General features: G+C 48.3%; 13 protein-coding genes. 6 read left to right on the forward strand and 7 right to left on the reverse strand.

Annotation, left to right across the window (positions count from 1 at the left end):
- The first annotated feature begins 217 nt into the window (after positions 1-217).
- The gene (locus EYA81_RS12505) at positions 218-1,330 is read left to right on the forward strand and encodes a DNA replication/repair protein RecF (protein ID WP_119961256.1); all 1,113 of its coding nucleotides are present in this window, start codon (positions 218-220) and stop codon (positions 1,328-1,330) included.
- Positions 1,327-1,617, forward strand: a complete 291-nt coding sequence (locus EYA81_RS12510; RefSeq protein ID WP_005823615.1) for a DUF721 domain-containing protein — start codon at positions 1,327-1,329, stop codon at positions 1,615-1,617. Before EYA81_RS12505 ends, EYA81_RS12510 begins: the two co-directional genes overlap by 4 nt.
- On the opposite strand, the gene EYA81_RS12515 is transcribed toward EYA81_RS12510, so the two are convergent.
- The 7 genes from EYA81_RS12515 to gap all read right to left on the reverse strand — a co-directional run bounded on the left by EYA81_RS12515 (position 1,610) and on the right by gap (position 8,830).
- Entirely contained in the window at positions 1,610-2,395 is a 786-nt protein-coding gene (locus EYA81_RS12515) for a histidinol-phosphatase (protein ID WP_117601146.1), read from the reverse strand. The genes EYA81_RS12510 and EYA81_RS12515 overlap by 8 nt on opposite strands.
- Complete coding sequence (locus EYA81_RS12520; protein ID WP_131226435.1) at positions 2,392-2,922, reverse strand: 5-formyltetrahydrofolate cyclo-ligase; 531 nt, start codon at positions 2,920-2,922, stop codon at positions 2,392-2,394. The genes EYA81_RS12515 and EYA81_RS12520 overlap by 4 nt, the downstream gene beginning before the upstream one ends.
- Entirely contained in the window at positions 2,840-4,579 is a 1,740-nt protein-coding gene (locus EYA81_RS12525; protein WP_117601145.1) for a S41 family peptidase, read from the reverse strand. The genes EYA81_RS12520 and EYA81_RS12525 overlap by 83 nt, the downstream gene beginning before the upstream one ends.
- A gap of 68 nt (positions 4,580-4,647) precedes the next feature.
- Entirely contained in the window at positions 4,648-5,088 is a 441-nt protein-coding gene (locus EYA81_RS12530; RefSeq protein WP_022401703.1) for a dCMP deaminase family protein, read from the reverse strand.
- A gap of 12 nt (positions 5,089-5,100) precedes the next feature.
- The gene (locus EYA81_RS12535) at positions 5,101-5,625 is read right to left on the reverse strand and encodes a DUF4847 family protein (protein WP_117601144.1); all 525 of its coding nucleotides are present in this window, start codon (positions 5,623-5,625) and stop codon (positions 5,101-5,103) included.
- The gene (locus tag EYA81_RS12540) at positions 5,622-7,679 is read right to left on the reverse strand and encodes a M3 family metallopeptidase (RefSeq protein ID WP_131225872.1); all 2,058 of its coding nucleotides are present in this window, start codon (positions 7,677-7,679) and stop codon (positions 5,622-5,624) included. Before EYA81_RS12540 ends, EYA81_RS12535 begins: the two co-directional genes overlap by 4 nt.
- Positions 7,680-7,819: 140 nt before the next feature.
- Positions 7,820-8,830 carry a type I glyceraldehyde-3-phosphate dehydrogenase gene (gene gap, locus EYA81_RS12545; RefSeq protein WP_117601142.1) on the reverse strand — a complete coding sequence of 337 codons (1,011 nt, stop codon included), beginning with the start codon at positions 8,828-8,830 and terminating at the stop codon, positions 7,820-7,822.
- Positions 8,831-8,970: 140 nt separating this feature from the next.
- Here gap and mscL point away from each other — a divergent pair, with 140 nt between their 5' ends.
- From mscL to EYA81_RS12570, 4 genes are all read left to right on the forward strand, one after another.
- Positions 8,971-9,405: a large-conductance mechanosensitive channel protein MscL gene (mscL, locus tag EYA81_RS12550; RefSeq protein WP_117601141.1), complete on the forward strand. Its 435-nt coding sequence runs from the start codon at positions 8,971-8,973 to the stop codon at positions 9,403-9,405.
- A 350-nt stretch (positions 9,406-9,755) separates the two neighbouring features.
- The gene (gene guaA, locus EYA81_RS12560; RefSeq protein WP_117965893.1) at positions 9,756-11,309 is read left to right on the forward strand and encodes a glutamine-hydrolyzing GMP synthase; all 1,554 of its coding nucleotides are present in this window, start codon (positions 9,756-9,758) and stop codon (positions 11,307-11,309) included.
- 39 nt (positions 11,310-11,348) lie between these two features.
- On the forward strand, positions 11,349-12,656 hold the full coding sequence (gene guaA, locus EYA81_RS12565) for a glutamine-hydrolyzing GMP synthase (RefSeq protein ID WP_117601138.1): 1,308 nt from the start codon (positions 11,349-11,351) through the stop codon (positions 12,654-12,656).
- 81 nt (positions 12,657-12,737) lie between these two features.
- Entirely contained in the window at positions 12,738-13,430 is a 693-nt protein-coding gene (locus tag EYA81_RS12570) for an SGNH/GDSL hydrolase family protein (protein WP_117965899.1), read from the forward strand.
- Positions 13,431-13,434: the final 4 nt, after the last annotated feature.

Genomic DNA, 13,434 nt, shown 5'->3' on the forward strand with positions numbered 1-13,434 from the left:
ATTATTCTTATTTATCTATTTCGACCCGCAAAAGTAAGTTTTTTATAGCTATCAACGAAATTTAGCAGCATCTTTTTTTGTATTGTATCAGAAAACACTGAAATTATTTCTACTTTTCAATAAGCCGGGCTTCACCTCTGTGTTAAAAATAAGCAGGCTTATTTTGTACTGCTTTTGGTTTTGCATTATCTTTGTAACCGAACTCATCGTTACTATAATGATACTGAAACGTATATCTATACTCAATTATAAGAACTTGGAGCAGGTAGAGCTTACATTCTCGCCCAAGTTGAACTGCTTTTTCGGACAGAACGGCATGGGGAAAACGAACCTGCTGGATGCGGTGTATTTCTTGTCTTTCTGTAAAAGTGCCGGTAATCCCATTGATTCCCAGAATATCCGCCATGATGCCGACTTCTTTGTTATTCAAGGGTTTTATGAGGCTGCCGATGGGACTCCTGAAGAAATCTACTGTGGTATGAAGAGGCGCCAGAAGAAACAGTTCAAGCGAAACAAGAAGGAGTATACGCGTTTGTCAGACCATATCGGCTTCCTGCCTTTGGTCATGGTCTCGCCTGCCGATTCGGAGTTGATAGCAGGAGGCAGTGATGAACGCCGACGTTTTATGGATGTGGTTATCTCGCAGTACGACAAAGAGTATCTGGATGCTTTGATACGATACAATAAAGCTTTGGTGCAGCGGAATACCTTACTGAAGAGTGAACAGCCGGTGGAGGAAGAGCTCTTTCTGGTTTGGGAGGAGATGATGGCGCAAGCCGGCGAAGTGGTGTTCCGCAAACGTGAGGCCTTTATCCGTGAGTTTATTCCTATTTTCCAGTCTTTCTATTCATTCATTTCGCAAGATAGGGAGAAGGTGGGATTAAGCTATGATTCCCATGCCCGCGATGCCTCTTTGCTGGAAGTACTGAAGGAAAGCCGTGTACGCGACCAGATTATGGGCTATTCATTGCGCGGTGTGCACAAGGACGAGCTGAATATGCTTTTGGGAAATTTCCCCATCAAACGTGAAGGATCGCAGGGACAGAACAAGACTTATCTGGTAGCGTTGAAGCTGGCACAGTTTGATTTCCTGAAACGTACCGGGACCACTGTTCCCTTGTTGTTGCTGGACGATATCTTTGACAAACTGGATGCCTCGCGTGTGGAGCAAATCATCAAGTTGGTGGCAGGCGACAGTTTCGGACAGATTTTTATAACCGATACCAACCGCGAACACCTGGACCGTATTCTGCATAAAGTGGGCAGTGATTATAAGATGTTCCGTGTGGAGCAGGGAATAGTTGCTGAGATGAAGGAGGAAGAGGCATGAAGCGAAATAATGCCGAACAGATAGGTGAGCTTATCCGTCATTACCTCAGGCAGGAAAGTCTGGAGTCTCCGCTGAATGAACGGCGGCTTATCAGTGCGTGGCCCGAAGTGCTGGGCCCTACTATTGCCTCCTACACCCGTGAACTTTATATAAAGAACCAGGTACTTTATGTACACCTCACTTCTGCTGCCCTGCGCCAGGAGCTGATGATGGGGCGTGAGTTGCTGGTGCGCAACTTGAACCGTCATGTGGGGGCTCAGGTCATAACGAATATCATATTCAGATGAGCATCCTCAGCTCATCTATTCTTTCAATCTTCAGTTCTTTCAATTCCCGGACTGCCCGGTCATAATACATCGGAGTTTCCAAATCCTTGTTGTCATGCGCATCCAGTCCGATGATAGCTGTACAGCCTTCATTGGCAGCGATTCGCCAGAATTCCGGGCATGGGTAGGTGGATAAGCTGTGCGCTTCATTGTAGGCTACATAGCCTATATTGTATTCCAACGGGACATTCAGGCGTGCAGCAGTGCGGCAGATGTGCCGGCTGATGGTAGTGCAATGGTGGTCGAATCTCGGATAGGAACGCATGAACAAGTCCGGATGGGCAAGGCAAGAGAATAATCCGCTTTCCATACCTTCGATGGCGCTCTCTTCGTAAAGGTCGAGCATATCGCGGCTGTCCGTATGATGGCCGAAGTAGGGGAACTTTTCATCAGTGTGGTAGTGATGGTTTCCGAAGATGATATAGTCCAGTTGGTACTTCTTGATTTGTTCTTTCAGCCAATGGATATATTGGGGGAAGTATTCACATTCAAGTCCTATTCTGATGTCTATCCGGTCGTGGTATTTCTCACGGAGCGTCTTAAGACTCTCCACGTAGCCGGGAAGCTCTTCGGGGAGCATCCGCATGTCGGCTACGTAGTCAGTACGGTATTTCCAGGGAGTGTGGTCCGAAAATCCGAGTATCCGGTAACCGCCTTTGATGGCACTGAGCACATAGTCTTCATCATCTCCGGTGGCATGCATGCAGCGTGTGGTGTGCGTGTGATAATTAGTTTTCATTGCGTTATGATTTCATCCATGCGTATATCAAACGGTTCCGCAGGAACTTCTTCTACGAGTTGAAACGGGAAACAGATGCCGGCTTTGTAGGCTGATGGGATGCGGGGCAGAAGCCGGTCGTAGTAACCTTTACCGCGCCCCAGACGGTTGCCGTTACGGTCGAATGCGACACCGGGAACTACTATGAAGTCAATGTCTGCATAGTCGGTAAATAGCTCGCCGGTTGGTTCTTCAATGCCGTATGCGCCGGGTTTCAGGTCTTCCGGTCCGGTGTACAGCCGCAGTTCCAGGTCGTCGCCTACAACTACCGGAAGCAGTATCCGCTTTTCGCAGCTCCACTTCCGGATAAATTCGTGTGTGTCCACTTCGTCTTTGAGAGAGTGATAAAGCAGTACGGTTGTTGCCGCCCTGAAAGCAGGATGTGCCTCGAGGGCGGCAAGTATTTCAGCAGACTGACGCGTAGTGGAAGAGCTGTGTCGGGTCTTCAACAAAGCTACCTGCCTGCGCAGTTCTTTTTTCCTTTCCATCATCTTTTGTATCCTCTATGATTGGTGTCGCTTCCGGGGCTTTGGGGAATGCCTCGCCACGTTCCAGAATATCCAATGCCTTCTTGACGGTAGCATCGCTCTGGTTGATGTAGCGGATGTATTGCTCCCTTCCCAGTATGTTATAGATAATGTTGCCGTAAAGGCTTCTTTCCAGTAGCTTGTAAGACTTGTGTATAAGCAGGTTGCGCCGCTTTACTCCCTTGGAGTCTGCAAAACGCACAAACTGTTCCACAATACCCTGATGGCGAAGGTACTTCAACAAGTCTTCTTCATTGTCGTATTCACTCAATTTCGTGCGGTTGCGGTCGGTATACTGGAAGCTGAATTGCAGAATCAGTCCCTTGTTGCTTACTTCTATCAGGTAAGAAGATACTCCGGTGGTGTCTTGCGGAACGAATACGTCCGGCATAATGCCACCGCCGCCGTATACGGGTCTGCCCAAGCCGGTAGAGTAACGTAGGTTTTCGTCCAGTTTGATACTGTCTTTGGAGAAGAACTCGCCGTGTTCGTAACGGGTAATCCAGTCCATTTCGTATTTGCTGTCCTTACCGTTCTCATAGGGACGCTGGATGCAACGGCCCGATGGGGTGTAATAGCGGGCAATGGTCAGGCGGATGGCGGAACCGTCGCTGAAGTCGATGGGTTGCTGTACGAGTCCCTTGCCGAAGGAACGGCGTCCTACAATGGTCCCGCGGTCATTGTCCTGAATGGCGCCCGCAAAGATTTCGCTGGCCGAAGCGGAGCCTTCGTTCACCAATACTATCAGCGGCAGCTTCTGGCAACTGCCGGTGCCGTTGGCATATTCCTCCATACGGGGATATTTGCGGCCGTGGGTATACACTATCAGCTTTCCTTCCGGCAGGAATTCGTTCACCATGCGCGTGGCGGCTTCCATGTATCCTCCGGTATTGTCGCGCAGGTCGATAATCAGGCCTTTGCATTTCTCGTGGCTCAGTTGGGCAATCGCATTCAGCAGCTCCACGTGTGTGGTGCGTCCGAATTTGCTGATTTGTATATAGCCATAGTCATCATCGAGCATATAGGCTGCATCAATGGTGTTTTGCGGGATGTCACCGCGTGTGATGGTGAAGTCGAGCAACTCCTTTTCCGTGGCACGCTTGACGCCTAACTTCACTTGGCTTCCTTTCGGACCTTTCAGGTTGCGCATAGCCTTTTCGTTTGTCAGGCCTTTGCCTGCAAAAAGACTGTCGTTGACCATCACAATGCGGTCGCCTGCCATCAGGCCCACTTTCTCGGACGGTCCGCCGGGAATCACGCTGTTTACGTGTATCGTGTCTTCCTGAATGGTGAACTGGATGCCTATACCGCTGAAGCTGCCTTCAAGTTCGGAATTAACCTCCTCCAGTTTCTGTGCGGGGATGTAGGTGGAGTGGGGGTCGAGTTCCGCCAATATCTGCGGCATGGCCTTCTCTACCAAATCGGTCATGTTGACGGTATCCACATACTGGTCGTCAATAACACGCAGCAAGGCATTCAGCTTGTTGGACGAGCTATTGATGATTCCCAGTTTATTACCGGCAAAATGCCTGGCATAAAACGTTCCGATAAGGATTCCCGCGACTACGCTGATTGCGATGATAAGCGGCATAAAGCGGGAAGTATTTTTTGTACTCATGATGTTTATTTACTATTAGACTATTTACAATTTACTATTTGGCTGTGCATGCAATTTTCAACTTTCTATTATCCATTATCCATTGAAATAAATACCACCTCGATGCCTGCCCGTTTCAAAAGTTCGATACCATCTTCCAGGCGGTATTTCTCGGAGTAGACCACCCGTTTGATGCCTGCCTGGATAATCAGTTTGGCACATTCTATGCATGGGGAGGCGGTGACGTACATGGTGGCACCGTTACTGCTGTTGTTTGAACGGGCTATTTTGGTAATGGCATTTGCTTCGGCATGGAGCACGTATGGTTTGGTGACGTTGTTCTCATCTTCGCACACATTCTCAAAACCGGAAGGAGTACCGTTGTAGCCGTCGGAGATAATCATCTTGTCTTTTACAATCAGTGCACCGACCTGGCGGCGTTGGCAATACGAATTTTCGGCCCAAATGCTTGCCATACGTATATAACGCCTGTCCAATGCTTCTTGTTTGTCTTTTGTAGAATCGTCCATCATATTTATGTTTTATCGTTGCGGGGTGAATCCCATGACTCTGGTTGTCGGTCCGTCTTTAAAATAGAGGGTCAGTGAATTGGCATCCCCTTCATACTTGTACACATTTTGCAGTCCGGAGATGAATGCCTTGGCCAGTGCATCGCTCTCTGCGGACCCTGTAACCTTTACGCTGATGCTGAGCGAGCCTGAAGCTCCGTCGGCTTTCCAAGTGCCGTTGACGCTTGAGTTGATGCCTTGCCCGTTGACGGTGGTGCCCATCAGTTCTCCATCCAGTTCGGTACCTTCAAAATTGAGGGTGAAGGTACTTTTCTGATTATATAGCTTGTCCAGACTCTTCTTCATCTCTTCCTCATTGTTGTTCCAAAGGTTTGGATAGAATTGGGCATTGCTGCCTTTATTGGTGAGTCGGCTGAGCTTCCATGTCTTCCCGGTGAATATCCCGACAACATCGTCCTCATTGTCGCAACCGCTTAACAGGGGAAGCAACGACAACATGAGCAGCATGCAACAGATGTTCCTTATAAGTCTCTTCATTTCTTTATTCCATTTCTGATTAATAATGCGTCGATTGTAGGCTCTTGTCCGCGGAAGCGTTTATAGAGCGTCATCGGATGTTCCGTTCCACCTTTGGAAAGGATATTCTCTCGGAAGGAGGCGGCAGTCTCAGGGTTGAAGATGCCCGTCTGCTTGAATAGCGAGAAAGCATCTGCATCCAGCACCTCTGCCCACTTATAACTATAGTATCCGGCAGAATATCCTCCGGCAAAGATATGGGAGAATTGTGTGCTCATGCAGGCTTCTGCCACAGAAGGCAGAATCTGTGCTTTTTCCCAAGCCTTCTTTTCATAGGCTTTCACGTCACCTTCAAACGGGGTGTTACGTGTGTACCAAGCCATATCAAGCAGGCCGAAGCTAACCTGGCGGAGGCAGGCGTATGCCGCGTTGAAGTTGGAGGAATCCACAATGCGCTGTACCAGTTCGTCCGGTATCAGCTCACCGGTTTGGTAATGGCGGGCAAACGTATGCAGGAATTCCTTTTCGATAGCGAAGTTCTCCATGAATTGGGAGGGGAGTTCCACAAAGTCCCAATACACATTGGTCCCACTCAGGCTTCCGTAGGTGGAATTGGCAAACATACCATGCAGGCTGTGTCCGAATTCGTGCAGGAAGGTTTTTACTTCACCGAAGGTCAATAGGGCGGGTTTGTCTTGTGTCGGTTTGGTGAAGTTCATCACGATGGATATGTGGGGACGGCTGTTCTCGCCGGTCTTCTCGTCAATCCACTGCTCCTTGTAGCTGGTCATCCAGGCTCCCGAGCGCTTGCCTGCCCGGGGGTGGAAGTCGGTATAGAACACAGCCAGGAATTTTCCGTCTTTGTCGAATACCTCGTAGGCGTCCACATCCTTGTGATAAACGGGAATATTTGGGTTCTTCTTGAAGGTGATGCCATACAGTCTGGTTGCCAGGCTGAATACACCTTCCTTCACGTTGTTCAGCTCAAAGTAAGGGCGGAGCAGCTCATCGTCGATATTGAACTTCCGGTCTTTCAGTTTATGGGAATAGTACGCCCAGTCCCACGGCATCACGACGAAGTCTTCTCCTTCCGCTTGGCGTGCCAGGGCTTGCACTTCTGCATATTCTTGTTTGGCGGTAGGCGTGTAAGCCTCCAGCAGTTGGTCCAGCAGCTTATACACGGACTCACTGTTTTGTGCCATGCGCTCCTGGAGGTTGTATTCGGCGAAGTTGTCATAGCCTAGGAGTTGGGCAATCTCCATACGGACATTGGCCAGTTTCTTTACAATTTCCAGGTTATTGCTGGCGTTGTCATGCGTACACTTCGTATTGTAGGCCATATATAGCTCACGGCGCAGGTCACGGCTGTCTGCGTAGGTCAGGAAAGGGCCATAGCTGGGAGCCTGCAAGGTGAATACCCAGCCTTCGACGCCTTTTTCCCCGGCTATCTCTGCAGCGGCTTCTACCGCGCTCTCGGGTAGCCCGGCCAGTTGTGACTTGTCGGTGATGACAAGCTTGTAGTCGTTCGTTTCTTTCAGGTTGTTTTCACTGAACTGCAGCGTCAGCAGGCTGAGCTCTTTGCATAAAGCCCGGTATTTCTCCTTGGCTTCTCCCTGGAGGTTGGCTCCATTGCGTACAAAGCCATTGTAAATATCTTCCAGCAGCTTGTGTTGTTCCGGGTTCAGCGTCTCTTTGTCTTGCTGCTCGTAAACCGCTTTGATGCGTGCAAACAGCTCTTCGTTCAGGCTGATGTTGTTTTCATGCTCGCTCATCATCGGCATGATTTCCTTGGCCAGTTCCTGCAGGTCATCGTTCGTTTCTGCGCTGAGCAGATTGCCGAATACGGTACCGACACGGTGGAGCATTTCGCCGGACTTCTCATAGGCCAGCACTGTGTTGGCAAATGTCGGGACTTCCGGATTGCGGATGATGGCATCTATTTCCGCATTCTGGCGGCGGATGCCTTCGTGGATGGCGGGTACATAGTCTCCGGTCTTAATCTTGTCGAACGGGACAGTGCCGTGTAGCGTGGAGTATGTTTCAAAAAAAGGATTTTGAGACGATATAGTGTTCATAAAGCAAAGCAATATTAGAGTTAGTATAATCTTCATCATCATTAAAGAAGCTGATAAAAAACGTACTAGCTGCAAAATTGCAAAAAAAATAGGCGACTTCCGCAGAAGCCACCTATTTTTTATTATTTTCTAACTGTATATTAGCAGTTAACTGATGCCATGTGAGCAATCAGGTCAAGAACCTTGTTAGAATAACCGATTTCGTTATCATACCAAGATACAACCTTAACGAAAGTATCAGTCAAAGCGATACCAGCCTTAGCGTCGAAGATAGAAGTGCGAGTGTCACCCAAGAAGTCAGAAGAAACAACTGCATCTTCAGTGTAACCTAGAACACCCTTCAATTCGCCTTCAGAAGCTTCCTTCATGGCAGCGCAGATTTCAGCGTAAGTAGCGGGCTTAGCCAAGTTAACTGTCAAGTCAACTACAGATACGTCCAAAGTCGGAACACGCATAGACATACCAGTCAGTTTACCGTTCAATGCCGGGATAACTTTACCTACAGCCTTAGCAGCACCGGTAGAGGACGGGATAATGTTGCCGGAAGCAGCACGACCACCTCTCCAGTCTTTCATAGAAGGACCGTCAACTGTCTTCTGAGTAGCAGTTGTAGAGTGAACAGTAGTCATCAAACCGTCAGTGATACCCCATTTGTCGTTCAATACCTTAGCGATAGGAGCCAAGCAGTTAGTAGTACAAGAAGCGTTAGATACGAATTGAGTACCCTTAACGTAAGTCTTTTCGTTAACACCGCAAACGAACATCGGAGTGTCGTCCTTAGAAGGAGCAGACATTACAACATATTTTGCGCCAGCTTCGATGTGAGCTTGAGCTTTGTCTTTGCTCAGGAACAAGCCAGTAGATTCAACAACGTATTCTGCCTCTACTTCGTTCCATTTCAAGTCAGCCGGATTTTTTTCTGCAGTGATGCGGATAGCCTGACCGTTAACGATCAATTTGCTGTTTTCAACGTCAGCTTCGATAGTACCGTCGAATTGACCGTGCATAGTGTCATACTTCAGCATGTAAGCCAAGTAGTCTACCGGGCAAAGGTCGTTGATACCTACGATCTGAATATCGTTTCTCTTCATTGCAGCGCGGAATACGAAACGTCCGATACGTCCGAATCCATTAATACCTACTTTAATCATTTTGTTTAAACTTTTAAGGGTTTTATAATGTTTAAAAATAAACTTTCGCTTACTAATTGCATTTCTTTCTGATTTGCGGTGCAAAAGTAAGAAAATGTTTTTATATTCGTAACCAAAATCATAATTAAATAATTGAAAAGATGGGAAAAAGTTCATTTTTACAGGAATTTAAGGCTTTTGCCATGAAGGGCAATGTGATAGACATGGCCGTCGGTGTGATTATCGGTGGGGCATTTGGAAAAATCGTCTCTTCCATCGTGGCAGATGTGATTATGCCTCCTATCGGGTTACTGGTGGGCGGTGTCAACTTTACAGACTTGAAGTGGGTGCTGAAACCTGCCGAAATGGTGGATGGGAAAGAGGTTGCTGCCGTGACCTTGAATTACGGTAATTTCTTGCAGGTCACTTTCGACTTTCTGATTATAGCATTCTCTATCTTCATGTTTATAAAGTTGTTGACCAAACTGACTGAAAAGAAGAAAGAAGAGGCGCCTGCCGTTCCTCCGGCTCCCCCCGTACCGAGCAAGGAAGAGGTGCTGCTGACCGAAATCCGTGACTTGCTGAAAGAAAAGTAATATCGAAGCAGAACTTCATAATGTGGTTAATGTGCCGGTTGGCATATTAATTACATTGGTACCTTTAACTCTTCCCGACACTGCCGGAAACTGTTCCTTTTTGTGCTAAGCAATAATCTTACCACAGCTGTGGTAAGAAAATAACATTGCTGTGGTAAGCAAGTTGCATAGCTGTGGTAAGAAAACAACACGGCTGTGGTGAGAATAGCTTTTCGTATATTTGTGGATAGTGTTTGCCTGAATTTAAAGCTGTTTTTAGTAAAAAAGCGTTTTTCTGTCACATTATCCCTAATAATTCCTTTACTTTTTCTACTTTTGCAAATCATTTATTAAAGTCTATACGGATTTATATGCAAGAGAAGATTATTATTCTTGATTTCGGTTCGCAAACCACGCAGCTCATAGGCCGCCGGTTGCGCGAACTGAATGTCTATTGCGAGATTGTACCTTACAACAAATTTCCATACGGAGATGAGAGTGTAAAAGGAGTTATCCTTTCGGGTAGCCCCTTTTCTGTTTATGATAAGAGTGCATTCAAGGTAGATTTGAGCGGGATTCGTGGGAAATATCCCATTCTGGGTATCTGCTACGGTGCACAGTTTATCTCCTACAGCAACGGTGGACGGGTGGAGCCGGCAGGAACCCGCGAGTACGGACGTGCCCATCTCGGTTCTTTCGATTCGGAGAATGTCCTTTTCAAAGGGGTAAGGAAGAATACCCAAGTATGGATGAGCCACGGAGACACGATTACAGCCATTCCCGACAATTTCAAGATTATAGCTTCTACGGACAAGGTAGCGATTGCTGCTTACCAGGTGTCCGGCGAGGAGATATGGGGAGTGCAGTTCCATCCGGAAGTGTTTCATAGCGAGGATGGTACGCAGATGCTACGCAACTTCGTGGTAGACGTCTGCGGTTGCAGTCAAAGCTGGAGCGCCGCATCGTTTGTAGATACCACTGTGGCCGAACTGAAGGAGCAGCTTGGCAACGATCGCGTTATCTTGGGACTGAGTGGCGGTGTAGACTCTTCGGTAGCCGCCGTGTTGCTGCATCGTGCCATCGGTAAGAACCTGACCTGCATCTTTGTAGACCACGGACTGCTTCGCAAGAATGAGTTCAAGAATGTGATGCACGACTACGAGTGTCTGGGGTTGAATGTGATTGGTGTGGATGCCAGTGAGAAGTTCTTCAAGGATTTGAAGGGAGTGACCGAGCCTGAGCAGAAGCGTAAAATCATCGGCCGCGATTTCATCGAAGTCTTCGATGCCGAGGCGCACAAAATTACCGATGCCCGTTGGTTGGCACAAGGCACCATTTATCCCGACCGCATCGAGAGCTTGAACATTACGGGCAAGACCATCAAAAGCCATCACAACGTGGGCGGTCTGCCCGAGGAGATGAACCTCCGTCTGTGCGAGCCGTTGCAGTGGCTGTTCAAGGACGAAGTACGCCGCGTAGGACGCGAATTGGGAATGCCCGAACATCTGATTACTCGTCATCCTTTCCCTGGCCCGGGACTGGCTGTCCGCATTCTGGGGGATATAACACGAGAGAAAGTACAGACCTTGCAGGAAGCCGACGATATTTTCATCCAGGGCTTGCGTGATTGGAAAGTGAAGGATGCCGCCGGCAACGAGACATCGCTCTACCATCAGGTCTGGCAGGCGGGCGTCATTCTTCTGCCCGTACAGAGTGTGGGCGTGATGGGTGACGAACGTACCTATGAACGTGCGGTGGCCTTGCGTGCTGTTACTTCCACCGATGCCATGACGGCCGACTGGGCGCATCTGCCCTACGAATTTCTGGGCAAGGTGTCCAACGACATTATTAATAAAGTGAAAGGTGTGAACCGCGTAACCTATGACATCTCTTCAAAACCGCCCAGCACAATAGAATGGGAATAAGACCGACTGAAATTATTAACTTAAAAACAATATAGAAGAATGAAGCAGGATATGATTGTGATTCTGGATTTGGGAAGCCATGAGAACACAGTGCTTGCCAGAGCGATTCGTGCGTTGGGAGTATATAGCGAAATATACCCGCACGATATTACCGCTGCCGAACTGAAGGCTTTGCCGAATGTGAAAGGTATCATCATCAACGGTGGTCCCAATAATGTGGTTGATGGGGTATCTATCGATGTATTGCCCGAGATTTACGAAGCAGGGTTCCCCGTGATGGCCGCCGGACACGACAAGGCGTTGTGTGAAGTGAAGCTGCCGCAGTTTACGGATGATGTGGAAGCCATCAAGGATGCTGTGAAATCTTTCGTATTCGATACTTGTAAGGCTGAGGCTAATTGGAACATGACGAATTTCGTCAACGACCAGATAGAATTGATACGCCGTCAGGTAGGCGACCGTAAGGTGCTGCTGGCACTGTCCGGTGGTGTGGATAGCTCCGTGGTGGCTGCTTTGCTGCTGAAAGCTATCGGCGACAAGCTGGTTTGCGTACACGTGAACCACGGGTTGATGCGTAAGGGCGAATCGGAAGCCGTGGTGGAAATCTTTGGCAAGGAGCTGAAGGCTAACTTGATATACGTGGATGCCACAGACCGTTTCCTCTCCAAGCTTGAAAACGTGGCCGACCCTGAACAGAAGCGCAAGATTATCGGCGGAGAGTTTATCCGCGTCTTTGAGGAAGAAGCCCGTAAGCTGGACGGCATCGACTTCCTTGGACAGGGTACCATCTATCCCGACATTGTAGAGAGTGGTACAAAAACAGCCAAGATGGTGAAGTCTCATCACAACGTAGGCGGTCTGCCCGAGGATTTGCAATTTGAACTGGTGGAGCCGTTGCGCCAGTTGTTCAAGGACGAAGTACGTGCATGCGGTGTAGAGCTTGGATTGCCGTACGAGATGGTTTACCGTCAACCGTTCCCCGGTCCCGGATTGGGAGTGCGTTGTCTGGGAGCCATTACCCGCGACCGTTTGGAGGCTGTACGCGAGTCGGATGCCATTCTGCGTGAGGAATTCCAATTGGCAGGCCTGGATAAGAAGGTATGGCAGTATTTCACTGTGGTGCCCGATTTCAAATCTGTAGGTGTACGCGACAATGCGCGCTCTTTCGACTGGCCCGTCATTATCCGTGCCGTCAATACGGTGGATGCTATGACCGCTACCGTCGAGCCGGTAGACTGGCCCATCCTGATGAAGATTACAGACCGTATCCTCAAGGAAGTGAAGACCGTCAACCGTGTTTGCTACGATATGTCTCCGAAACCCAATGCGACAATCGAGTGGGAGTGAGACTGGCCAATGATAATGATAGCCTCACCTTAAAAATGGTGGGGCTGTTTTTTTATGACAAAAACAACAAAGAATAGAACAATGAAACTTTTATGTATGATTGCTGTCTTTTTGTGCATACCTTGGGTAGCCTCTGACGCGCAGAAGCAGGATTGGGGAAATTTGAAACGTTATGCAGAGGCAAATAAGGAACTGGTACGGAAGGGAAAGCAAAAGGACCGGGTGGTTTTTATGGGCAACTCAATCACAGAAGGATGGGTGGCAAATGATGCCGCTTTCTTTGAAAAAAATGGCTATGTGGGCCGTGGTATAAGTGGGCAGACTTCTTCCCATTTCCTGCTCCGTTTTCGTGAGGATGTCATCAAGCTTGCTCCGGCGCTGGTCGTGATAAATGCAGGTACCAATGACGTAGCGGAAAATGCAGGCGCTTATAATGAAGAATACACTTTTGGAAATATAGTGTCTATGGTTGAGTTGGCACGGGCTAATAAGATAAAGGTGATTTTGACATCTGTGTTGCCTGCCGCTGCTTTTGGCTGGAATTCTTCGGTGAAGGATGCTCCGCAAAAGATAATGCAGCTGAATGCCAGAATACGGGCATATGCTAAGGAGAACAAGATTCCTTATGTCGACTATTACAGTGAGATGGTAGAGGCGGAAGACGGCAATAACGCCTTGAACCCCTTGTATACTAAGGACGGGGTACACCCCACTCTGGAAGGGTATAAAGTGATGGAATCCTTGATAAAGAAAGTGATAGACAAGGTGTTGTAGGAAA

It is taken from the genome of Bacteroides sp. A1C1 (assembly GCF_004328515.1).
GTDB lineage: Bacteria > Bacteroidota > Bacteroidia > Bacteroidales > Bacteroidaceae > Bacteroides > Bacteroides uniformis.

Bases quoted from the DNA above. Each gene is read 5' to 3' on its own strand.
- EYA81_RS12515 (WP_117601146.1), bottom strand. From the start codon at position 2,395: ATGAAAACTAATTATCACACGCACACCACACGCTGCATGCATGCCACC.
- mscL (WP_117601141.1), top strand. From the start codon at position 8,971: ATGGGAAAAAGTTCATTTTTACAGGAATTTAAGGCTTTTGCCATGAAG.
- EYA81_RS12530 (WP_022401703.1), bottom strand. From the start codon at position 5,088: ATGGACGATTCTACAAAAGACAAACAAGAAGCATTGGACAGGCGTTAT.
- EYA81_RS12535 (WP_117601144.1), bottom strand. From the start codon at position 5,625: ATGAAGAGACTTATAAGGAACATCTGTTGCATGCTGCTCATGTTGTCG.
- gap (WP_117601142.1), bottom strand. From the start codon at position 8,830: ATGATTAAAGTAGGTATTAATGGATTCGGACGTATCGGACGTTTCGTA.
- EYA81_RS12505 (WP_119961256.1), top strand. From the start codon at position 218: ATGATACTGAAACGTATATCTATACTCAATTATAAGAACTTGGAGCAG.
- EYA81_RS12540 (WP_131225872.1), bottom strand. From the start codon at position 7,679: ATGAACACTATATCGTCTCAAAATCCTTTTTTTGAAACATACTCCACG.
- EYA81_RS12510 (WP_005823615.1), top strand. From the start codon at position 1,327: ATGAAGCGAAATAATGCCGAACAGATAGGTGAGCTTATCCGTCATTAC.
- EYA81_RS12570 (WP_117965899.1), top strand. From the start codon at position 12,738: ATGAAACTTTTATGTATGATTGCTGTCTTTTTGTGCATACCTTGGGTA.
- guaA (WP_117965893.1), top strand. From the start codon at position 9,756: ATGCAAGAGAAGATTATTATTCTTGATTTCGGTTCGCAAACCACGCAG.
- EYA81_RS12520 (WP_131226435.1), bottom strand. From the start codon at position 2,922: ATGGAAAGGAAAAAAGAACTGCGCAGGCAGGTAGCTTTGTTGAAGACC.
- guaA (WP_117601138.1), top strand. From the start codon at position 11,349: ATGAAGCAGGATATGATTGTGATTCTGGATTTGGGAAGCCATGAGAAC.
- EYA81_RS12525 (WP_117601145.1), bottom strand. From the start codon at position 4,579: ATGAGTACAAAAAATACTTCCCGCTTTATGCCGCTTATCATCGCAATC.